The organism is Kribbella ginsengisoli, from assembly GCF_039537185.1.
Taxonomy (GTDB): domain Bacteria; phylum Actinomycetota; class Actinomycetes; order Propionibacteriales; family Kribbellaceae; genus Kribbella; species Kribbella koreensis.
On sequence record NZ_BAABAA010000008.1, the window covers coordinates 110,412 to 125,973 of the forward strand.

A 15,562-nucleotide genomic window follows, 5' to 3' on the forward strand; every position below is an offset into this window, starting at 1 on the left:
ATCTGACTCCCGAGTAACCATGGACCCCACTGCGCAAAGTTGCGAGAATCAGCGTGTGACGACCCTTTACGCGCAAGATTTGCAGTTACCCGCCGCCTCCCTCGGCGAGGAGAACCCGCTGCCGCCGGTGTCCTCGAGCCAGGACCTGCACCACGTCGAGAACCTGGCCGAGCTGCCGGCCGAGATGCGCGAGAACATGACGTACCCCGATCACCTGCAGACGATGCTGCCCGGCCTCATCCAGGATGGCTACGACCGTGAGCTCGTCGAGCGGGCGCTGCCCTCGCTGATCCTGGAGAACGACCACCTCCGGGCCACCATCCTCCCCAGCCTCGGCGGCCGCCTCTACTCGCTTGTGCACAAGGCGAGTGGCGACGAGCTGCTCTATCGCAACCCGGTCTTCCAGCCGGCCAACCTCGCCCTGCGCAACGCCTGGTTCGCCGGTGGAGTCGAGTGGAACCTCGGCAGCACCGGCCATTGGACCGGCACCTGCTCACCCATGCACGCCGCTCGCGTCGAGGGCCCGGACGGTACGCCGGTACTGCGCCTGTGGGAGTTGGAGCGGACCCGCAACCTGATCACCCAGCTCGACTTCTGGCTGCCCGACGACTCCGAGCAGCTGTACGTCGGTGCGCGGATCCAGAACCCGTCGAGCGAGACGGCCCCGGCGTACTGGTGGTCGAACATCGCGGTCGAGCAGTCGCCGGGGACGCGGGTGCTCGTGCCGGCCGACCAGGCCTGGCGGTTCGGGTACGGGAATCGGCTCGACCTGGTCGGCGTACCGGAGTACGACGGGTTCGATCTGTCGTATCCGGTGCGGCATCGCCGGGCGGTCGACTTCTTCTTCGAGCTGCCGTCGCAGGAGCAGCCCTGGATCGCGTCACTCGATGCCGAGGGCAACGGGTTGGCGCAGGCGTCGACGGACCGGTTGCGCGGGCGGAAGCTGTTCGTCTGGGGTGAGTCGACCGGCGGGCGGCGCTGGCAGGAATGGTTGTCGCCGGGGTTGGAGGGGCACGGGTACGCCGAGATCCAGGCCGGCCTGGCGCGGACCCAGATGGAGCATCTCAAGTTGCCGCCAGCAACCAACTGGCACTGGCTGGAGGCGTACGGGCGCGTCAGTGTCGACCCGGCCAAGGCGCACGACGGTGACTGGAAGACGGCCCGCCTGGCGACCGGCGCAGTACTGGAGCCCGTACTCCGTTCGCTCGCCGCGCGCGAGGAGGAGTGGTTGACCGTCATCGACGCCGAGCCGGTCGAGCCGCTCGCGACGGGCTCCGGATGGGGCGCGCTGGAGTTGCGGCGTACGGGCTGGAAGGTCTCGGCCGGTACGCCGTTCGCCGAGGAGACGATGACGGATCGCGAACGCGCCTGGCTGCCGGTACTCGACGGCCGGATGCCGCTCGACCATCACGGCGCGCCGGACGGAACGCTGCTGCACTGGAAGGACCTGCTCGAAGCTGTCGAGGACGACAACTGGCTGATCTGGTACCACCGCGGCGTTGCCCGCTGGTACGCCGATGACCACGACGGCGCGCTCGACGCCTGGCGCAGGTCGGACAATTGCTTGAAAACCGTATGGTCCGCCCGCGAACTGGCACTGCGCTCGGGCGACAGCCGCGACTGGGATGACGCGGTGGCCCTTGCTCCGGCCGGCTTGCACCAGTTGTTCGTGGAGGCTTTCGAGTGGGCCGTCGAGGCGGGCGACACCCGATCCGCCGAGCAGTTCTACCGGCGCGCTTCGGAGCAGGTGCGCGCGCAACCGCGGATCCGGGCGGCCAGGGTCAAGCTCCTGCTGCTGCAGGGCGACGCCGCCGGCGCGCAGGCCTTGCTGGACGAGGGGATCGAGCTGCCGACGGTCCGCGAGGGCGAGAATCCGCTGGCGGAGTACTGGCTGTGGGCGCAGCGTGAGCTGGGCACGTTCCGGCCGGTGCCGTCACGGCATCAGTTCGGGATGTTCGGCGACAGCTGAGACACGATTGTCAGTACGTGGGAACCGGATCAGCTCAGCCGCCGTCCCACCGTTTGTACAGGAAGGCCTGTACAGGCAGTACGACAAAACGACGACCGCGCCGCTCGCGGGCGACGCGTCGGGGGTGAGTGCCATGTTAACTATCGTTGTCTTCGGTGGTTTAGGCCTGGTGCTGCTGGTCACGGCATGCATCGTGGCAGACATCGTTGCGGGCGTCCGGCGCCGCAGCGATGGGGTCGAGAAAACAGCCGGACGGGTGACGAAGGTGCGCGGCCCGGTCCGCGGACAGCTGGACAGTGGTGCGACGGCCGAGTGCCTGGAGGTCACCGTCGAGTACTACACCCGGCACGGCGAGGGCCCGTTCGAGGTCGCGCGGATGATCCCGCTGGCCGCGGCGAGCAGCTACGCCAAGAACGACCGGGTGATCGTCAGCTACGACATCCGGGCGCCCCGGCGGGCCCGGATCGCGGGCAAGGTGAGCCACTGGCCGACCATCGGCCCACGCTCGGCGGTCCCGCAGGCGTAAGCATTCCTTGCGCGGTGCGATCCCTCGCCTGATGGCGGGGGACCTTTGATTTACGGCGTTGTTGCTCGAGCCTTCTGCCCCTGGCTCGAGCAACTGGTGATTTCAGGGCAGAACGTCGCCTGACTCGGCCGGCAGGTGCGGCTCGAGCAGGCGGTGCAGGGCCGGGCGGCCCTGGGCCAGCACGTACTCCGCGTCGCCGGCCGGCAGCCGGTCCGCCAGGTGGGCCAGCGCCTCGCCCATCGCGATCGTCAGTGTGACGCTCATCCGGAACTCGTGGCTGTCCCGCGCCCCGAACCGCAACGTCAGCAGCTCGGCGAACTCACCCGCGTGCTGGTCGTCGAACTCACCGGGAGTCGCCTCCAGGTCCGGGTCGCCCAGCCCGCTCAGCACCACCGCCCGGAAGCCCGGATCGGTGTTGTGCATCTCGCGGAAGGTGTCCAGGGTGACATCGACGGCCTGGCGCCAGTCCGCCACCACCGCCAGCCGCTCGCGGACGGCGTCGGTGTAGCGATGCTGGTTGCGCCGCTCGATCGCCTGGATCAGGGTGCGCTTGTCCGGGAAGTACCGGTAGACGCTGCCGACCGCGATCTCGGCCCGGCGGGCGATGCTGCTGGTCGAGGCAGCGTCGTAGCCGCGCTCGACCACCTCGGCGCAGGCCGCGTCCAGGATGCGCTCGACCTGGCGGTTGGCCCGGTCCTGGGTCGGCGTCCGGCGCAGCGGGTACGCCGTACCGGCGTCGGCGCCCGGCTCCTCGCCGGCGGATGTGGTGACCATGGTGTTCATTGTGCCTCCACTCGGCGACAACGTTGCCAAAAGCACAGCTTCAGCACCACACGGTTTGCTGTCAGCTTGCGGTCAGCCAGATGACACCGGTCCGGACGAGAATCAGGCTTGAGCTCGTCCGTCCGGTCCACCGAGGGAGAAAAGCACATGCAGGTCAGCAGGAGAGTAGTCGCGGGACTCGCGTCCCTGGCCGTGGCCGGGGGCGGGCTGGCGGGGAGCGCGGCGCTGCCCGGGCAAAGCGCCGACGCGAAGGGCGGGCAGCGGACGAACACCTCCGGGGTCCGGATGAACCAGGTGCAGCAGATCGGCTCGCACAACTCCTACCACCGGGAGCTGAACGCGGCCGAGCAGAAGGCCCAGCTGTCGCTGAACCCGGGCGTGGTCGACCTGTTCTACTCGCACGCCTCGGTCCCGCAGCAGCTCGAGGACCAGAACATGCGCACGCTGGAGTTCGACCTGTTCCCGGACCCGGCCGGCGGGCTCTACCAGTACCCGCTGCTGCGCAAGCTGACCGGTCAGGGCCCCCTCACCGACCCGGCGCTGGCGCAGCCCGGCATCAAGGTGATGCACATTCCGGACTTCGACTACAACACGAACTGCCGGACCTTCGTCCTGTGCCTGCAGCAGGTCAAGACGTGGACCGACGAGCACCCGGACGCGGCGCCGATCTCGATCAACCTCGAGCTGAAGCAGTCCGACCCGCAGGTGGTCGCGGCCGGTGGCGTGGTGGCACCGCCGTGGGACGCGGGCAACCTGGACAGCGTCGACGCCGAGATCCGCTCGGTCTTCAGCGCGGACGACCTGATCACCCCGGACGACGTCCGCAAGCCGGGCCTGACCCTGGAGCAGTCGGTACTGACCAAGGGCTGGCCGACGCTGCGGGAGGCTCGCGGCAAGGTGATGTTCTACTTCGACAACGGCGGTCCGGGTTCCGCGATCCGCGACCTGTACCGGGCGGGCAAGCCGAATCTGGAGGGTCGCGCCGTCTTCACCCGTGGTCCCGAGGGTGAGCCGGACGCCGCGATCACCGAGGTCAACGACCCGCGGGGCGCCGGCCAGGCCGAGATCCAGCGGCTGGTCAAGAAGGGGTACCTGGTCCGCAGCCGGTCGGACGAGCCGATGGCGACGATCCGGACCAAGGACTACACCCGGCTCGGCATCGCGCTGGCCAGCGGCGCGCAGTACGTGACGACCGACTTCCCGGTCGCGGGCATGGCGGCCCGGTACGACAGCGACTTCGTCGCCCAGCTGCCGGAGAAGACCGCCGTACGATGCAACCCGGTGACGGCACCGTCGAAGTGCCGTGGAGTGATCTCGGAAGAGAGGTAACCCATGTCGGAGCACGTGGTCGATGTCAGCTGGAGTCGCGGTGAGCACGAGTTCACCTACCAGAGCTACAGCCGGGACCACGAGTGGCGCTTCGACGGTGGAGTGACCGTGCCCGGGTCGGCCAATCCGGCGTACCTGGGCACGGACTCCGGGACGGTGGATCCGGAGGAGGCGTTCGTGGCGGCGCTGTCGTCCTGCCACATGCTCACCTTCCTCGCGATCGCGGCGAAGAAGCGGCTGGTGGTCGACTCGTACGTCGATCACGCGGTCGGCGTGATGGCCAAGAACGAGGCCGGGCGGATGGCCGTGACTCGGGTGACGCTGCATCCGGTGATCACCTTCGCGGGTGAGACGCCGGACGAGGCGGCGATGGACCGGCTGCACCACCTGTCACATCAGGAGTGCTTCATCGCCAACTCCGTCACCACCGAGGTCGTCGTCGAGAAGGTCTAGAAAAGTAAGAACCACCCGGGCCGGCCTGAGCCTCGCGCAATCGGCGTCAGGACAGCCAGCGGGTGGTTCTCGGTCGTACCCCGCTGTGGCGGGGCACTGGGTGACGGAGCAGGCGGCGCGCTCGCATAAGGGCGCCTCGTGCGTCATGCGACTTCCGTGCGATCTACCTCGGTGGGGAAGATCGTCCGGGTGCGCTGCCTGTCCGTCCGTCCGGTTCGCGCCCTACTGCTTGGCGGCAGCGTCGCTCCGGTCGTCCGGGGGCACCACTGAGGCGACCGCGGGGGCCGTCTTGTCACTCGCGTCATCGCGGCGCAGGTGAACCTGCTCGCTGGCGATGACTGTCATCAGTCGGTGGATCGTCATGCCTGTGAGACGCACGCCGGGGCCGGGTATGACGGGGATTTCTCAGAACATTTTGTGTGATCGGCGCCACACGGCGTTTGACCGCTACTTCTCGTCCAGGCCGTCCGGGCGGAGTGGGACCATTTCGCGGGCCTCGTCGTACGACGTGCCGGTCAGCTCGAGCAGGTCGACGATGACCGAGCGCATCTGGCCGAGGACGACGACGGCGGACAGGCCGGGTGGGGTGGGGAGTACGGCGGTACGGCGGCCGAGCTCGCCCAGGACGCGGTGGGCGGCGACGTCGGCGGCCGGCTCGAAGAGGGACTCGGCGATCAGGCGGGTGCCGTCGGCGAGGCGGTCGAGCAGCATCGGGTACTCGTCGGGCATGCGCTCGTCGCGCCAGACGGAGACTGCTACCCGGCGTACCAGGACTCTGATGTTGCGGATCGCGCGGTCGAGCGGGATGACCAGGTCGGCGATCTCCTGGACGCGGCCGCGATGGCGGCGGCGGAAGGGGGACAGCCGGACGACGGCGACGCCCTCGGCGGCAGCACTGCGCAGGTTGTCGAGCAGGCGCTCGCTCTCGCGGGCGCGGCGGAGGGCGTCCGTGACGGCCTCGTGGTCGTCGAGGCGCAGGCCGTCGGCGGTCTCGATCAGGATGGCCGAGAGCTCGTTCAGGACGCTCGTGGCTTGTTGCCGGGGGCGACGAATCGCGGTGGCGGGGGCGATGGTTGCCGCCGCCAACGCGACCACGCCGCCGAGGGCCGCGTCCAGCCAGCGGTTGAAGGCGGCGCCGTCGGTGGGCAGCAGGGTGGTCACGATCGCGGCCTGGACGCCGGCCTGGGTGGTCATCAGAGTGCCGGCGCCGAGCAGGACGGCGATGCTCATCGCGAGCGCGATCACGACGGCGAGCTGGAAGACGCCGGTACCGAAGGCCCGGACGAACAGGTCGCCGACGCCGACCCCGACGGCCACGCCGACCATCACCTCGGCGACCCGGCGCAGGCGCTGGCCGAAGCTGAAGCCGAGGCAGACCATCGCGGCGACCGGGGCGAAGAACGGTTGCTTGTGGCCCAGGGCGTAGCGGGCGATCGCCCAGGCGGTGGAGGCGGCCAGGGCGCACTGGGCGATGAAGAAGGCGCGGTCGCGCCAGCGCTCGAGACGGCGGCGGACGGAGGCCTTGGAGCGCAGGGCGGCGCGGGGAGCGATGTCGTCGCGGAGTTCGCGCAACTGCTCCAGGGTCAGCCGCACCGGGTCCATCACCCCATCATCGGGGATGGGTGGGCCGGACAGGTGCAGTGGCGCCGCTTGATTCCGGTCGCCCGGACAGCGAGGGTGGTGCCATGAGCGACAACAACCGTGAGGACTACGGCAGCTACAGCGTCGACGACGAGGACCAGTTGCAGGCCTCGGACACGCTGAATGACCGCGGCGTGGACGACCTGCTCGACGAGGGCTACTCGCCGCCGGAGAAGTGGTCCGCGGGCGAAGGCTTCGGCACCACCGCCGAGGAGGCGCTGGAAGGCGAGACGCTGGATCAGCGGATCGCGCAGGAGGAGCCCGACATCGACCCGTACGCCGAGGACGGCGAGAACGTCGGCGGGCCCGAGGTCGGCCAGGTCCGCTCCGGCCGGCTGGTCGCGCCGGACGAGGGCGCCCACTTCGACGACGAGAAGGACCTGGTGGCCGAGGACGTCGGCTTCGACGGCGCCGCCGCCAGCGCCGAGGAAGCGGCCGTCCACGTGGTCAACGACGACGAGCCCTTCGAACTGGACGACGAAGACGAAACCGACCTGGAGGACGTCCGAGACGTAGACCTCGGCGACATCGGCGACCCCGAAGACTGACCCCCCGCCCCCCGCCCCCTACCCCCCACAGCCCCCTCCCACCGACCTCGCCAGCCCACCCCATCTGAGGGGTTAACCCCTCAGTTGGTGGGTTGCCTAGCCGGAATCTCGCTAGGCAACCCACCAACTCGGGGGTTAACCCCTCAGATGGGGCGGCGACGAGGGGTGGCGGTGATTGTGGCGCCTTTGGAGGGGACGAGGGTTACGTTGCGGGGGGTGGACTTCTCCGGGGTGGTGGGAGCCGTCAGGTTGTAGCGGGTCAGGGCTGCTCGGAGGATCTCGGTTGACTCGAGTAGGGAGAAGCCGGCGCCGATGCAGCGGCGGGTGCCGCCGCCGAAGGGGATCCAGGTGCCGGGGGCCGGTGGGGTGTCGGAGAGGAAGCGGGCGGGGCGGAAGGTCTTGACGTCTGGGAAGTGTTCCTCGTCGCCTTGGACCAGGCCGATGGCGGGCATCACCGTGGTGCCGCGGGGGAGGCGGTAGCCGGCTAGGTCGATGGGCTCGGTGAGGCGGCGGCCGACTTGGTAGACGACGGGGTGCAGGCGGAGGGATTCCTTGCCCATGGCTTCCAGGTAGTCGTCGTTGGACTCGTCGGCTGCTTGTTGGCCGGCTCGCAGCTCGTCGGGCATCCGGGCCAGTTCGTGGAATGCCCAGGCCAGTGAGGTCGCAGTCGTTTCGTGCCCGGCCAGTAGCAGGGTGACCAGCTGATCGCGGAGTTCGGCGTCCGACCAGGTGCCTGCGGCAAGCAGTTTCGACAGTACGTCGTTGCGCTCGGCAAGCTCCGGATCGACCCGGCGGCGGGCGATCTCGTCGTACAGGATCTCGTCGACCTGCTGCTGCGCCCGAAGGAAGGAGCGCCACGGCGGGAACTTCAGCAGCACCGGGTAGAAGGCGCCGAGCATGATCACCGGGTCGACCGAGACAACCTTCTCGACCAGCGGCCGCAACCGCGCCAGCCGATCCGAGTCCGTCACCCCGAACACCACCTGCAGGATCACCTCGAGGGTGAGATCGCGCATCCGCTCATGCACCCGGAACGGCGTACCGATCGGCCACGCCTCGACCTCCTTCTGAGCGAGCCGGGCGATCATCTCGGAGTACCCGCGCAGCGCATGACCGTTGAAGGCCGGCATCAGCTGACGTCGCATCCGGATGTGGTCGTCATCGTCGACCAGCAGCAGCGAGTGCGGACCCATGATCGGCTCGAGCGCCGTGTTGCCCTCGCCCGCGTGCACGATCGATGGCGGCGTGCTGAACACCTCGCGGATGTGCTCCGGCCGGCTGACCACCACGACCACCCGGCTCGACGGCACCAGCCGGATCGTGAACACATCGCCGTACTGCGCCCGCAGCCGCGGGAAGAAGGTCTTGCGGTGACGCGCGAACAGGAACGTCTGCGCGATGGTCGGCAACCGCGACCCCGGCGGCAACGTTCTGGCCGTCGCCCGATCGAGCGTGCGGCCCCCGAGCAAAGGCGTCGGCGGGGTCATTGCCACCTCCTGGAAGCTGTCCGTCCCCACCAAGCTACGTCCCCCCGGTGAACGCCGCATGGCCGTGAAGGGGTGGATGCTCACAAGTCCAGGCGCATGACAATGCGACGGCTCCCGGGATGGCTCACCGCGGTGAAACCGGCACCGGCGAAGGTGGCCGGGGTGCCGACGGACCCGCCGTCCACCAGATCCGGGTAGGCCTCGATGGCGAGGGCGCCGCGGGTGCGGGCGAAGTCGACGGTGGCGCGGGCCAGCGCGTGGCTGATTCCCCGACGCCGGAACCCGGCGCGGGTGACGAAACAGGTCACCGCCCAGACGGTGGGATCGGTCTTGTCCTCGGTCCGGCCTTGCCAAGGAACGCGGTAGTCGCGCAGGAGTCTGGGGTGGTCGGCTCGTGGGGCGACGGCACACCAGCCGACGGGCTCGTCGTCGAGGTAGGCGACCAGGCCGCTCGTTGTTTTTGCCTTGGGGTTTCCGCAGGCGGTTTGGTCTTGGAGGCGGGCGGCCAGTTCTTCGGCGCCTTCGGAGGCCCAGGATTCCTTGGGGAGCATGCGGAATCGCTGGCAGGAGCAGCGGGCGGGGTCGCCGGTGGCGAAGATCGCCTGGAGGTCGGACCATGGCGCCTGGTTGGCGGGGACGATGGTCAGTTGGTCGTCGGTGACCGGTTCTCGGGAGCCGACAGGGCGGGGGACGGGGACTCGCTTGGTCGCCGGCTTCCGTTGGCGAGGTGCTGAGTCGAAGGTGAGTCGGACGTCGACCGGGTCGCCGGCATCCAGTCCGGCGGGCTTTCGTACGGCGTCCTTCAGCGGGAGCAGGTAGCCGCCGTCCTTCGGCCACAACGACGTCTTCCATTCGGTACTTCCGATCCGCGCGCGAATCGGGAGCATCCCCCAGCCGTAGCTGGCCGCCAACCCCGCGTCCCGCAGCGCGGCGCCTTCCTCCGGCGGCACGCGGACGAAGTAGTAGGGCGCCGGGCCCCGCCACTCGAACACCTCGCCGCTGAACTCCTGATCCATAGCCAGATGCTAGGACCCAACCCGGACACATCGCTTCCGGAATGGGGATTGCCCGATCGGGCGAAGCCGCGGGCAGGGCCGTTGGTATCAGGCCGGCGCGGCGGTCTGTCCGGCTTAGCCTTTCGATGAACAGCCGACCTGGGGAGAGGCAGTGAGATGAACGCGACCGAGGCTCTGACCGAGCGGCTGAGGGTTGAGCAGTTGCTGCTCCCCGGGATGGCCGGATACGAGGAAGTAGTAGCCATCTGGAACGGCGCCGTCGAGAACCGGCCGGCGGTGGTGGTCCATTGTGAGTCGACTGCGGACGTACAGGCCGTAGTGCACATCGCCGGCGAGTTCGGGCTGCCGTTGTCGGTTCGGGGTGGTGGGCATGACTGGGCCGGCCGTTCGCTGGCCCACGACGGAGTGGTGATCGACCTGACCGGGATGCGGCAGGTGAGCGTCGATGCGGAGGCGCGGGCCGCCACTGTCGGCGGTGGTGCGTTGATCTCCGACCTGATCGCCGCGACGCAGCCGCACGAGTTGTCGGCGGCGACGGGAACGTACGGCGGCGTGGGGCTGGCCGGGCTCACCTTGGGCGGCGGCTATGGGCCGATCAACGGCGTGGCCGGGCTGGCGCTCGACAACCTGCTCGGGGCCGAGGTCGTTCTCGCGGACGGCAGGGTGGTGGACACCGACGACGATCCCGAGCTGTTCTGGGCGCTGCGCGGTGGCGGCGGGAACTTCGGCGTGGTCACCGAGCTCCGCGTCCGGCTGCATCCGATCCCGACCGTGCTGGCCGGTTTCATCATGTTCTCCTGGACCGAGGCAGCCGCCGTACTCCGTGCCTTCGGCAACCAGATCACCGACGCCCCCGACGAACTGACCGCCCAGTTCAGCGTCGTCACCGGCCCCGCCGATGAACCGGTGCTGATGATCGCGCCGACCTGGAGTGGTGACCCGGCCGCCGGCGAGAAGGTCATCGCCCAACTCGAACAACTCGGTACGCCGCTCATGTCGCAGGTCGGCCCGATGCCGTACCAGGGCATCCTCGACCTCTACGAGCCGTTCATCGAGAACGGACTGCACGTGGTGATCCAGACCCGTTCGCTGGCGGCGATCGACGACGACGCGGTCGAGGCCGTGGTGCGGGCCGTCGAGTCGATGCCGGGCAAGAAGTGCCTGATCTCCACCCACCACTGCCATGGCGCCTCGACCCGGGTGCCGCTGGAGGCGACCGCCTTCGGGCTTCGGCAGCCGCACTTCGTGGTGGAGATCGTCCCGATGTGGGACCCGGACCAGGACGGGCCGGCGCATCAGCGCTGGGCGCGAGAGTTCAGCGACGCGCTCGCGCCCTTCGCGTTGCCAGGTGGCTATCCGAACCTGTTGGGGCCGGACGAACGCGAACAACTCGACGAGGCCTACGGCGCCAACGCCACCAGATTGCGCGCGGCCAAAGCGAAGTACGACCCCGCAAACGTCTTCACCGCGATCGGCCTGCCGGAGGCGGAGGAGGAGCCGCATCTGAGGGGTTAACCCCTCAAACGCGGGGTTGCCCCCTCAGAATCTGAGGGGGCAACCTGCCATCTCAGGGGTTAACCCCTGAGATGTGGCCGGCCGCCCGGCTGGCCCGGCTGGCCCGGCTGGCTGGTTGGCGGGCTAGCTGGGGGTGAAGCGCAGGGTGAGGATCTGGAACGGGCGGAGCTCGAAGGCGACCGCGTTGTCCGAGAGCTCGTGGTCGGCCAGGTGGCGCTCGAGCAGGTCGACCTCGGTCACCGACGCGGCTGCGAAGCCGGTGGTCAGCGTCGCCCGGGACCGGCCGCCGCTCGACTCGTAGAGCCGGACGACCACGTCGCCGGACTGGTCGTCGGCCAGCTTGACCGCCTCGACGATCACGTTGTCGTTGTCCAGGGCAACGATCGGGTCGACGCCCTCGGCGCCGGTGACGACCCGCTCGGGCAGGTTGATCCGGTAGCCCTCGTTGATCGCGTCGGGGATGCCGGCGCCGACGACGAGCGCGTGGTTGACCACGTGCAGGCCCTGGTCGGTCTGCGGGTCGGGGAAGCGCGGCGCCCGGATCAGCGAGGTGCGGATGGTGGTCGTGGTGCCACCGTCCTCCCGCGAGGTCCGGTTGACGTCGTGCCCGTACGTCGAGTCGTTGACCACGGCGACGCCGTAGCCGGGCTCGCCGACGTGCACCCAGCGGTGCGCCGCGATCTCGAACTTGGCCGCGTCCCACGAGGTGTTCTGGTGGGTCGGCCGGAAGATGTGCCCGAACTGGGTCTCCGAGGCGGAGCGGTCGGCGTGCACGTCGACCGGGTACGCCGCCTTGAGGAACTTCTCCGACTCGTGCCAGTCCATCGCGGTCTCGATGTCGACCCGCTTGGCGCCCGGCCGCAGCCGCAGCGTCTGAGTGACCGTGGACCGGTTGAAGGACCGCTTCACGACGACGGTGGCGACGCCGTCGGCATCGGAGAAGTCGACGCTGTCGACCTCGGTGATGTCGCGGACGTTGTTCTTGTAGAACGAGTCGACGTCCCAGGCGTCCCACTGGTTCGGGGTGTCCACGTGCAGCTGCAGGAGGTTCGCGGTACTGCCCGCGGCGATCACCTCGCGACCGGCCTCGAGGTCGTACAGGCTGGTGATCAGGCCGCGCTCGTCGATCGTCACCCGGATCACGCCGTTGTCGAGGACGCCGCCCTCGATCGTCGCCGCGGCACCTTCGCCGACCGCGATCCCCGCGCCGAGACCGGCGACGCCACTGCGGCTGTGCGGGGCGCCGTTGAAGACGATCTGCGCGTCGCCGGTGCCGGCCAGGGCCTGCTGCGCGGTCGCGATGATCGCCTCGAGCTCCTCGGCCAGCTTGGCGTAGGTCGCCTCGGCCTCGCGGTGCACCCAGGCGATCGAGCTGCCCGGCAGGATGTCGTGGAACTGGTTGAGCAGGACGGCCTTCCAGATCCGGTCGAGCTCCTCGTACGGGTAGGCGTCGAGCTTGCCGGCCACCACTGCCGCAGTGGACCACAGCTCGGCCTCGCGCAGCAGGTGCTCGCTGCGACGGTTGCCCTGCTTGGTCTTGGCCTGCGAGGTGTACGTCGCCCGATGGATCTCCAGGTAGAGCTCGCCCGACCACACCGGTGGGTTCGGGTACTCCTCCTGGGCCGCGCTGAAGAACTCGGTCGGGGACTCGATCGTCACCCGCGGCGAGGACTCCAGGTTGGCCACCCGGCGGGCCGTCGCGACGAACTCACGGGTGGGGCCGCCACCGCCGTCGCCGTAGCCGAACGGGACCAGCGAACGGGTGGCAGCGCCGTTCTCGGCGAAGTTGCGCTGCGCGTGTGCCAGCTCGCGGCCGGACAGGTCGGAGTTGTAGGTGTCGATCGGCGGGAAGTGGGTGAACACCTGGGTCCCGTCGAGACCCTCCCAGTTGAAGGTGTGGTGCGGGAACTTGTTCTTCTGGTTCCAGGAGATCTTCTGGGTCAGGAACCACTTCGAGCCGGACAGCTTCACCAGCTGCGGCAGCGCCGCGGTGTAGCCGAACGAGTCCGGCAGCCAGACCTCCTGGGTGTCGATCCCGTACTCGTCCAGGAAGAACCGCTTGCCGTGCACGAACTGCCGGGCCAGCGCCTCGCCGCCGGGCAGGTTGGTGTCGGACTCGACCCACATGCCGCCCACCGGGACGATGGTGCCGTCGGCGACGGCCTTCTTCAGCCGCTCCCAGACCTCGGGGTAGTTGTCCTTCACCCAGGCGTGCTGCTGCGCCTGCGAGAACGCGAAGACGAGCTCCGGGTACTCCTGGGCCAGCGTGGCGACGTTGGAGACCGTACGGGCCACCTTGCGGCGGGTCTCGCGCAGTGGCCAGAGCCAGGCCGAGTCGATGTGCGCGTGGCCGACAGCGGAGAGCTGGTGCGCACTGGCGTGCGCAGGACGGCTCAGTACCTCGGTCAGCTCGGCGCGCGCGGCTGTCGCAGTACCGGGGACGTCCTCGTAGTCGAGTACGTCGAGGGCGCGGCTCAGGGCGCGCAGGATCTCGCGGCTGCGCGGCTCCTGCTGGGGGAGCTCCTTCTGCAGGCCGTTCAGCGCCTCGAGGTCGAGGATCAGGTCCCAGACCTCGGCGTTGAAGACGGCCAGGTCGGCGCGGGTGAGCTGGTAGATCGGCTTGCCGCCCGGCTCGGGCTTGGCGCCGAGGTCCTCGGCCAACGGGGCGAAGGCGTTGTGGCCGAGCACCTCCGGGTTCGCGGCCGCCTCGACGTAGAACTCGATCTGGTCGCCGGGCGAGGCCGCCGTACCGTCTGGGCCGAGGATGGACAGCGGCGCATACGTCTGGCGCGGGTGCAGGCCCTTCAGCGGGACGCCCTTGGTGGTGTGCACCAGGCCCTCCGCGGAGAAGCCCGGGCCGCCGCTGAAGCCGAGGTCGATGACGGCCTCGATCTCCTGCCCGGCCCACTCGGCCGGGACCTGGCCGCTGAAGTTGAACCACGCGGTCCCCCACGGGGCACCCCAGGGCAGGCCGATCTCGGCCGGCTCGTAACTGGCCGCGAGCGCTTCGGCGGGTGACACCGGCTCACCAGGCGCGTGCCACACCTTGATGTCCAGCGGGACGGCCGCGCCGTAGATCGCGGGGCGGATCCGCTCCCGCAGGGCGCGCTGGAGCCGCTCCTCGATGAGTTGACGGTCGTCGTGCACGAAATCATCCTCCGATGACGGTCTGGCGCGGCCCTCGCGGCCGGTGCGATGACAACGCTGTCACATCCGGAGGGGGCCCGTCCAGACCTGTTGGTTCGAGCACGGTAAGTAGCCTGAAGACCACTTGCCCAATAGGTTGTCCCTTATGGATCGCGCCCATCTCCTGAATCGCCGCAATGTGCTCGGATTCGGAGCCGCCGCAGCGGCCGCTCTGGTGGTGCCCGGGTGCTCTCGCGGACGGTCGAAGGAGCCGGCCCCCGGCGGCCCGGCCAAGCTCGCCACCGGCAACGTCGGCGGCGTGTACTCCATCTACGGCGCGGGCCTGGCGAAGCTGGTCACCGAGGTGACCGGCGTCACGATGGAGACGATCACCACCCAGGGCTCGGTGCAGAACCTGCGGATGCTGGACAACGGCACCGCCGACCTCGCCTTCAGCCTGTCCGACTCGGCCCTGGACGCATTCGAGGGGGTCGAGCAGTTCAGGACCGGCAAGCTCCGGTTCACCGCGCTGGCCCGGACCTACGACAACTACGTCCACGTGGTGGTGCCGACCGCGTCCGATGTCTTCAAGATCAAGGACCTGGCCGGCAAGACCGTCAGCGTCGGGCCGAAGCTGTCGGGGACCAAGGTCGTCGCCGACCGGATCCTGGACACCGCCAAGGTCCGGAACGTGACGAAGGTCAACCTCGACCTGGAGAGCGCGGTGAAGGCGCTGGCCGCCAAGGCCGAGAACTCCAAGGCCAAGGGCGGTATCGACGCGCTGATCTGGAGCGGTGGTCTGCCGACCACTCCGATCGGGGCGCTGCAGGACACGATCGGCTTCCGGCTGGTCGACATCGGCGACGTCGCCGAGACGATCGCGCTGCGCCGCTTCGGCGGTTACGTGCTGTCCTCGATCCCGCCGTCGGTCTACAAGCTGGCCAGCTCGGTCCCGACCCTGGCCATCCCGAACTACCTGCTGGCCCGCCGGGGACTGTCCGACTCCTGGGCCTGGTGGACCCTCAACACCCTGTTCCGCCGCCAGGCCGACCTGATCACGTACCACAAGGAAGCCGGCTCCCTGGACGCCCGCTCCGCGATCGCCACCATGCCGATCCCGCTCCACCCGGCCGCTGAGCGCTGGTACCGCACCAACCACATCTGAGTAC

13 protein-coding genes are annotated in these 15,562 nt (G+C 69.3%); 7 read left to right on the forward strand and 6 right to left on the reverse strand.

Features of this window, described 5'->3' with window-relative positions:
- Positions 1 to 55: 55 nt before the first annotated feature.
- The gene (locus tag ABD768_RS27935; RefSeq protein WP_344845571.1) at positions 56 to 1,969 is read left to right on the forward strand and encodes a DUF5107 domain-containing protein; all 1,914 of its coding nucleotides are present in this window, start codon (positions 56 to 58) and stop codon (positions 1,967 to 1,969) included.
- A 133-nt stretch (positions 1,970 to 2,102) separates the two neighbouring features.
- The gene (locus ABD768_RS27940) at positions 2,103 to 2,495 is read left to right on the forward strand and encodes a DUF3592 domain-containing protein (protein WP_343970106.1); all 393 of its coding nucleotides are present in this window, start codon (positions 2,103 to 2,105) and stop codon (positions 2,493 to 2,495) included.
- A gap of 102 nt (positions 2,496 to 2,597) precedes the next feature.
- On the opposite strand, the gene ABD768_RS27945 is transcribed toward ABD768_RS27940, so the two are convergent.
- Positions 2,598 to 3,269 carry a TetR/AcrR family transcriptional regulator gene (locus ABD768_RS27945; RefSeq protein WP_343970103.1) on the reverse strand — a complete coding sequence of 224 codons (672 nt, stop codon included), beginning with the start codon at positions 3,267 to 3,269 and terminating at the stop codon, positions 2,598 to 2,600.
- Between the two features lie 156 nt (positions 3,270 to 3,425).
- Here ABD768_RS27945 and ABD768_RS27950 point away from each other — a divergent pair, with 156 nt between their 5' ends.
- Together ABD768_RS27950 and ABD768_RS27955 are read left to right on the forward strand one after the other, a co-directional pair.
- Positions 3,426 to 4,607, forward strand: a complete 1,182-nt coding sequence (locus ABD768_RS27950) for a phosphatidylinositol-specific phospholipase C1-like protein (protein WP_344845573.1) — start codon at positions 3,426 to 3,428, stop codon at positions 4,605 to 4,607.
- Between the two features lie 3 nt (positions 4,608 to 4,610).
- Positions 4,611 to 5,060 carry an OsmC family protein gene (locus tag ABD768_RS27955; protein ID WP_343970097.1) on the forward strand — a complete coding sequence of 150 codons (450 nt, stop codon included), beginning with the start codon at positions 4,611 to 4,613 and terminating at the stop codon, positions 5,058 to 5,060.
- Between the two features lie 222 nt (positions 5,061 to 5,282).
- On the opposite strand, the gene ABD768_RS27960 is transcribed toward ABD768_RS27955, so the two are convergent.
- On the reverse strand, positions 5,283 to 5,423 hold the full coding sequence (locus ABD768_RS27960) for a hypothetical protein (protein WP_343970094.1): 141 nt from the start codon (positions 5,421 to 5,423) through the stop codon (positions 5,283 to 5,285).
- A gap of 84 nt (positions 5,424 to 5,507) precedes the next feature.
- Positions 5,508 to 6,662 carry an FUSC family protein gene (locus tag ABD768_RS27965; protein WP_344845576.1) on the reverse strand — a complete coding sequence of 385 codons (1,155 nt, stop codon included), beginning with the start codon at positions 6,660 to 6,662 and terminating at the stop codon, positions 5,508 to 5,510.
- An 83-nt stretch (positions 6,663 to 6,745) separates the two neighbouring features.
- Here ABD768_RS27965 and ABD768_RS27970 point away from each other — a divergent pair, with 83 nt between their 5' ends.
- Complete coding sequence (locus tag ABD768_RS27970) at positions 6,746 to 7,249, forward strand: DUF5709 domain-containing protein (RefSeq protein ID WP_343970088.1); 504 nt, start codon at positions 6,746 to 6,748, stop codon at positions 7,247 to 7,249.
- 143 nt (positions 7,250 to 7,392) lie between these two features.
- Here the strand turns inward: ABD768_RS27970 and ABD768_RS27975 are convergent, their stop codons facing one another.
- Together ABD768_RS27975 and ABD768_RS27980 are read right to left on the reverse strand one after the other, a co-directional pair.
- Complete coding sequence (locus tag ABD768_RS27975) at positions 7,393 to 8,736, reverse strand: cytochrome P450 (RefSeq protein WP_344845578.1); 1,344 nt, start codon at positions 8,734 to 8,736, stop codon at positions 7,393 to 7,395.
- Positions 8,737 to 8,816: 80 nt separating this feature from the next.
- A complete protein-coding gene (locus ABD768_RS27980) occupies positions 8,817 to 9,752 on the reverse strand; it encodes a GNAT family N-acetyltransferase (protein ID WP_344845580.1) in 936 nt (311 codons plus the stop codon).
- A gap of 156 nt (positions 9,753 to 9,908) precedes the next feature.
- Between ABD768_RS27980 and ABD768_RS27985 the strand changes: the two genes are divergently transcribed.
- Positions 9,909 to 11,267: an FAD-binding oxidoreductase gene (locus tag ABD768_RS27985; protein WP_344845583.1), complete on the forward strand. Its 1,359-nt coding sequence runs from the start codon at positions 9,909 to 9,911 to the stop codon at positions 11,265 to 11,267.
- 123 nt (positions 11,268 to 11,390) lie between these two features.
- Here ABD768_RS27985 and ABD768_RS27990 read toward each other — a convergent pair whose 3' ends face one another.
- The gene (locus ABD768_RS27990) at positions 11,391 to 14,414 is read right to left on the reverse strand and encodes an alpha-mannosidase (protein WP_344845585.1); all 3,024 of its coding nucleotides are present in this window, start codon (positions 14,412 to 14,414) and stop codon (positions 11,391 to 11,393) included.
- Between the two features lie 145 nt (positions 14,415 to 14,559).
- Here ABD768_RS27990 and ABD768_RS27995 point away from each other — a divergent pair, with 145 nt between their 5' ends.
- Positions 14,560 to 15,558, forward strand: coding sequence for a TAXI family TRAP transporter solute-binding subunit (locus tag ABD768_RS27995; protein ID WP_344845588.1), 999 nt, complete (start codon positions 14,560 to 14,562; stop codon positions 15,556 to 15,558).
- Positions 15,559 to 15,562: the final 4 nt, after the last annotated feature.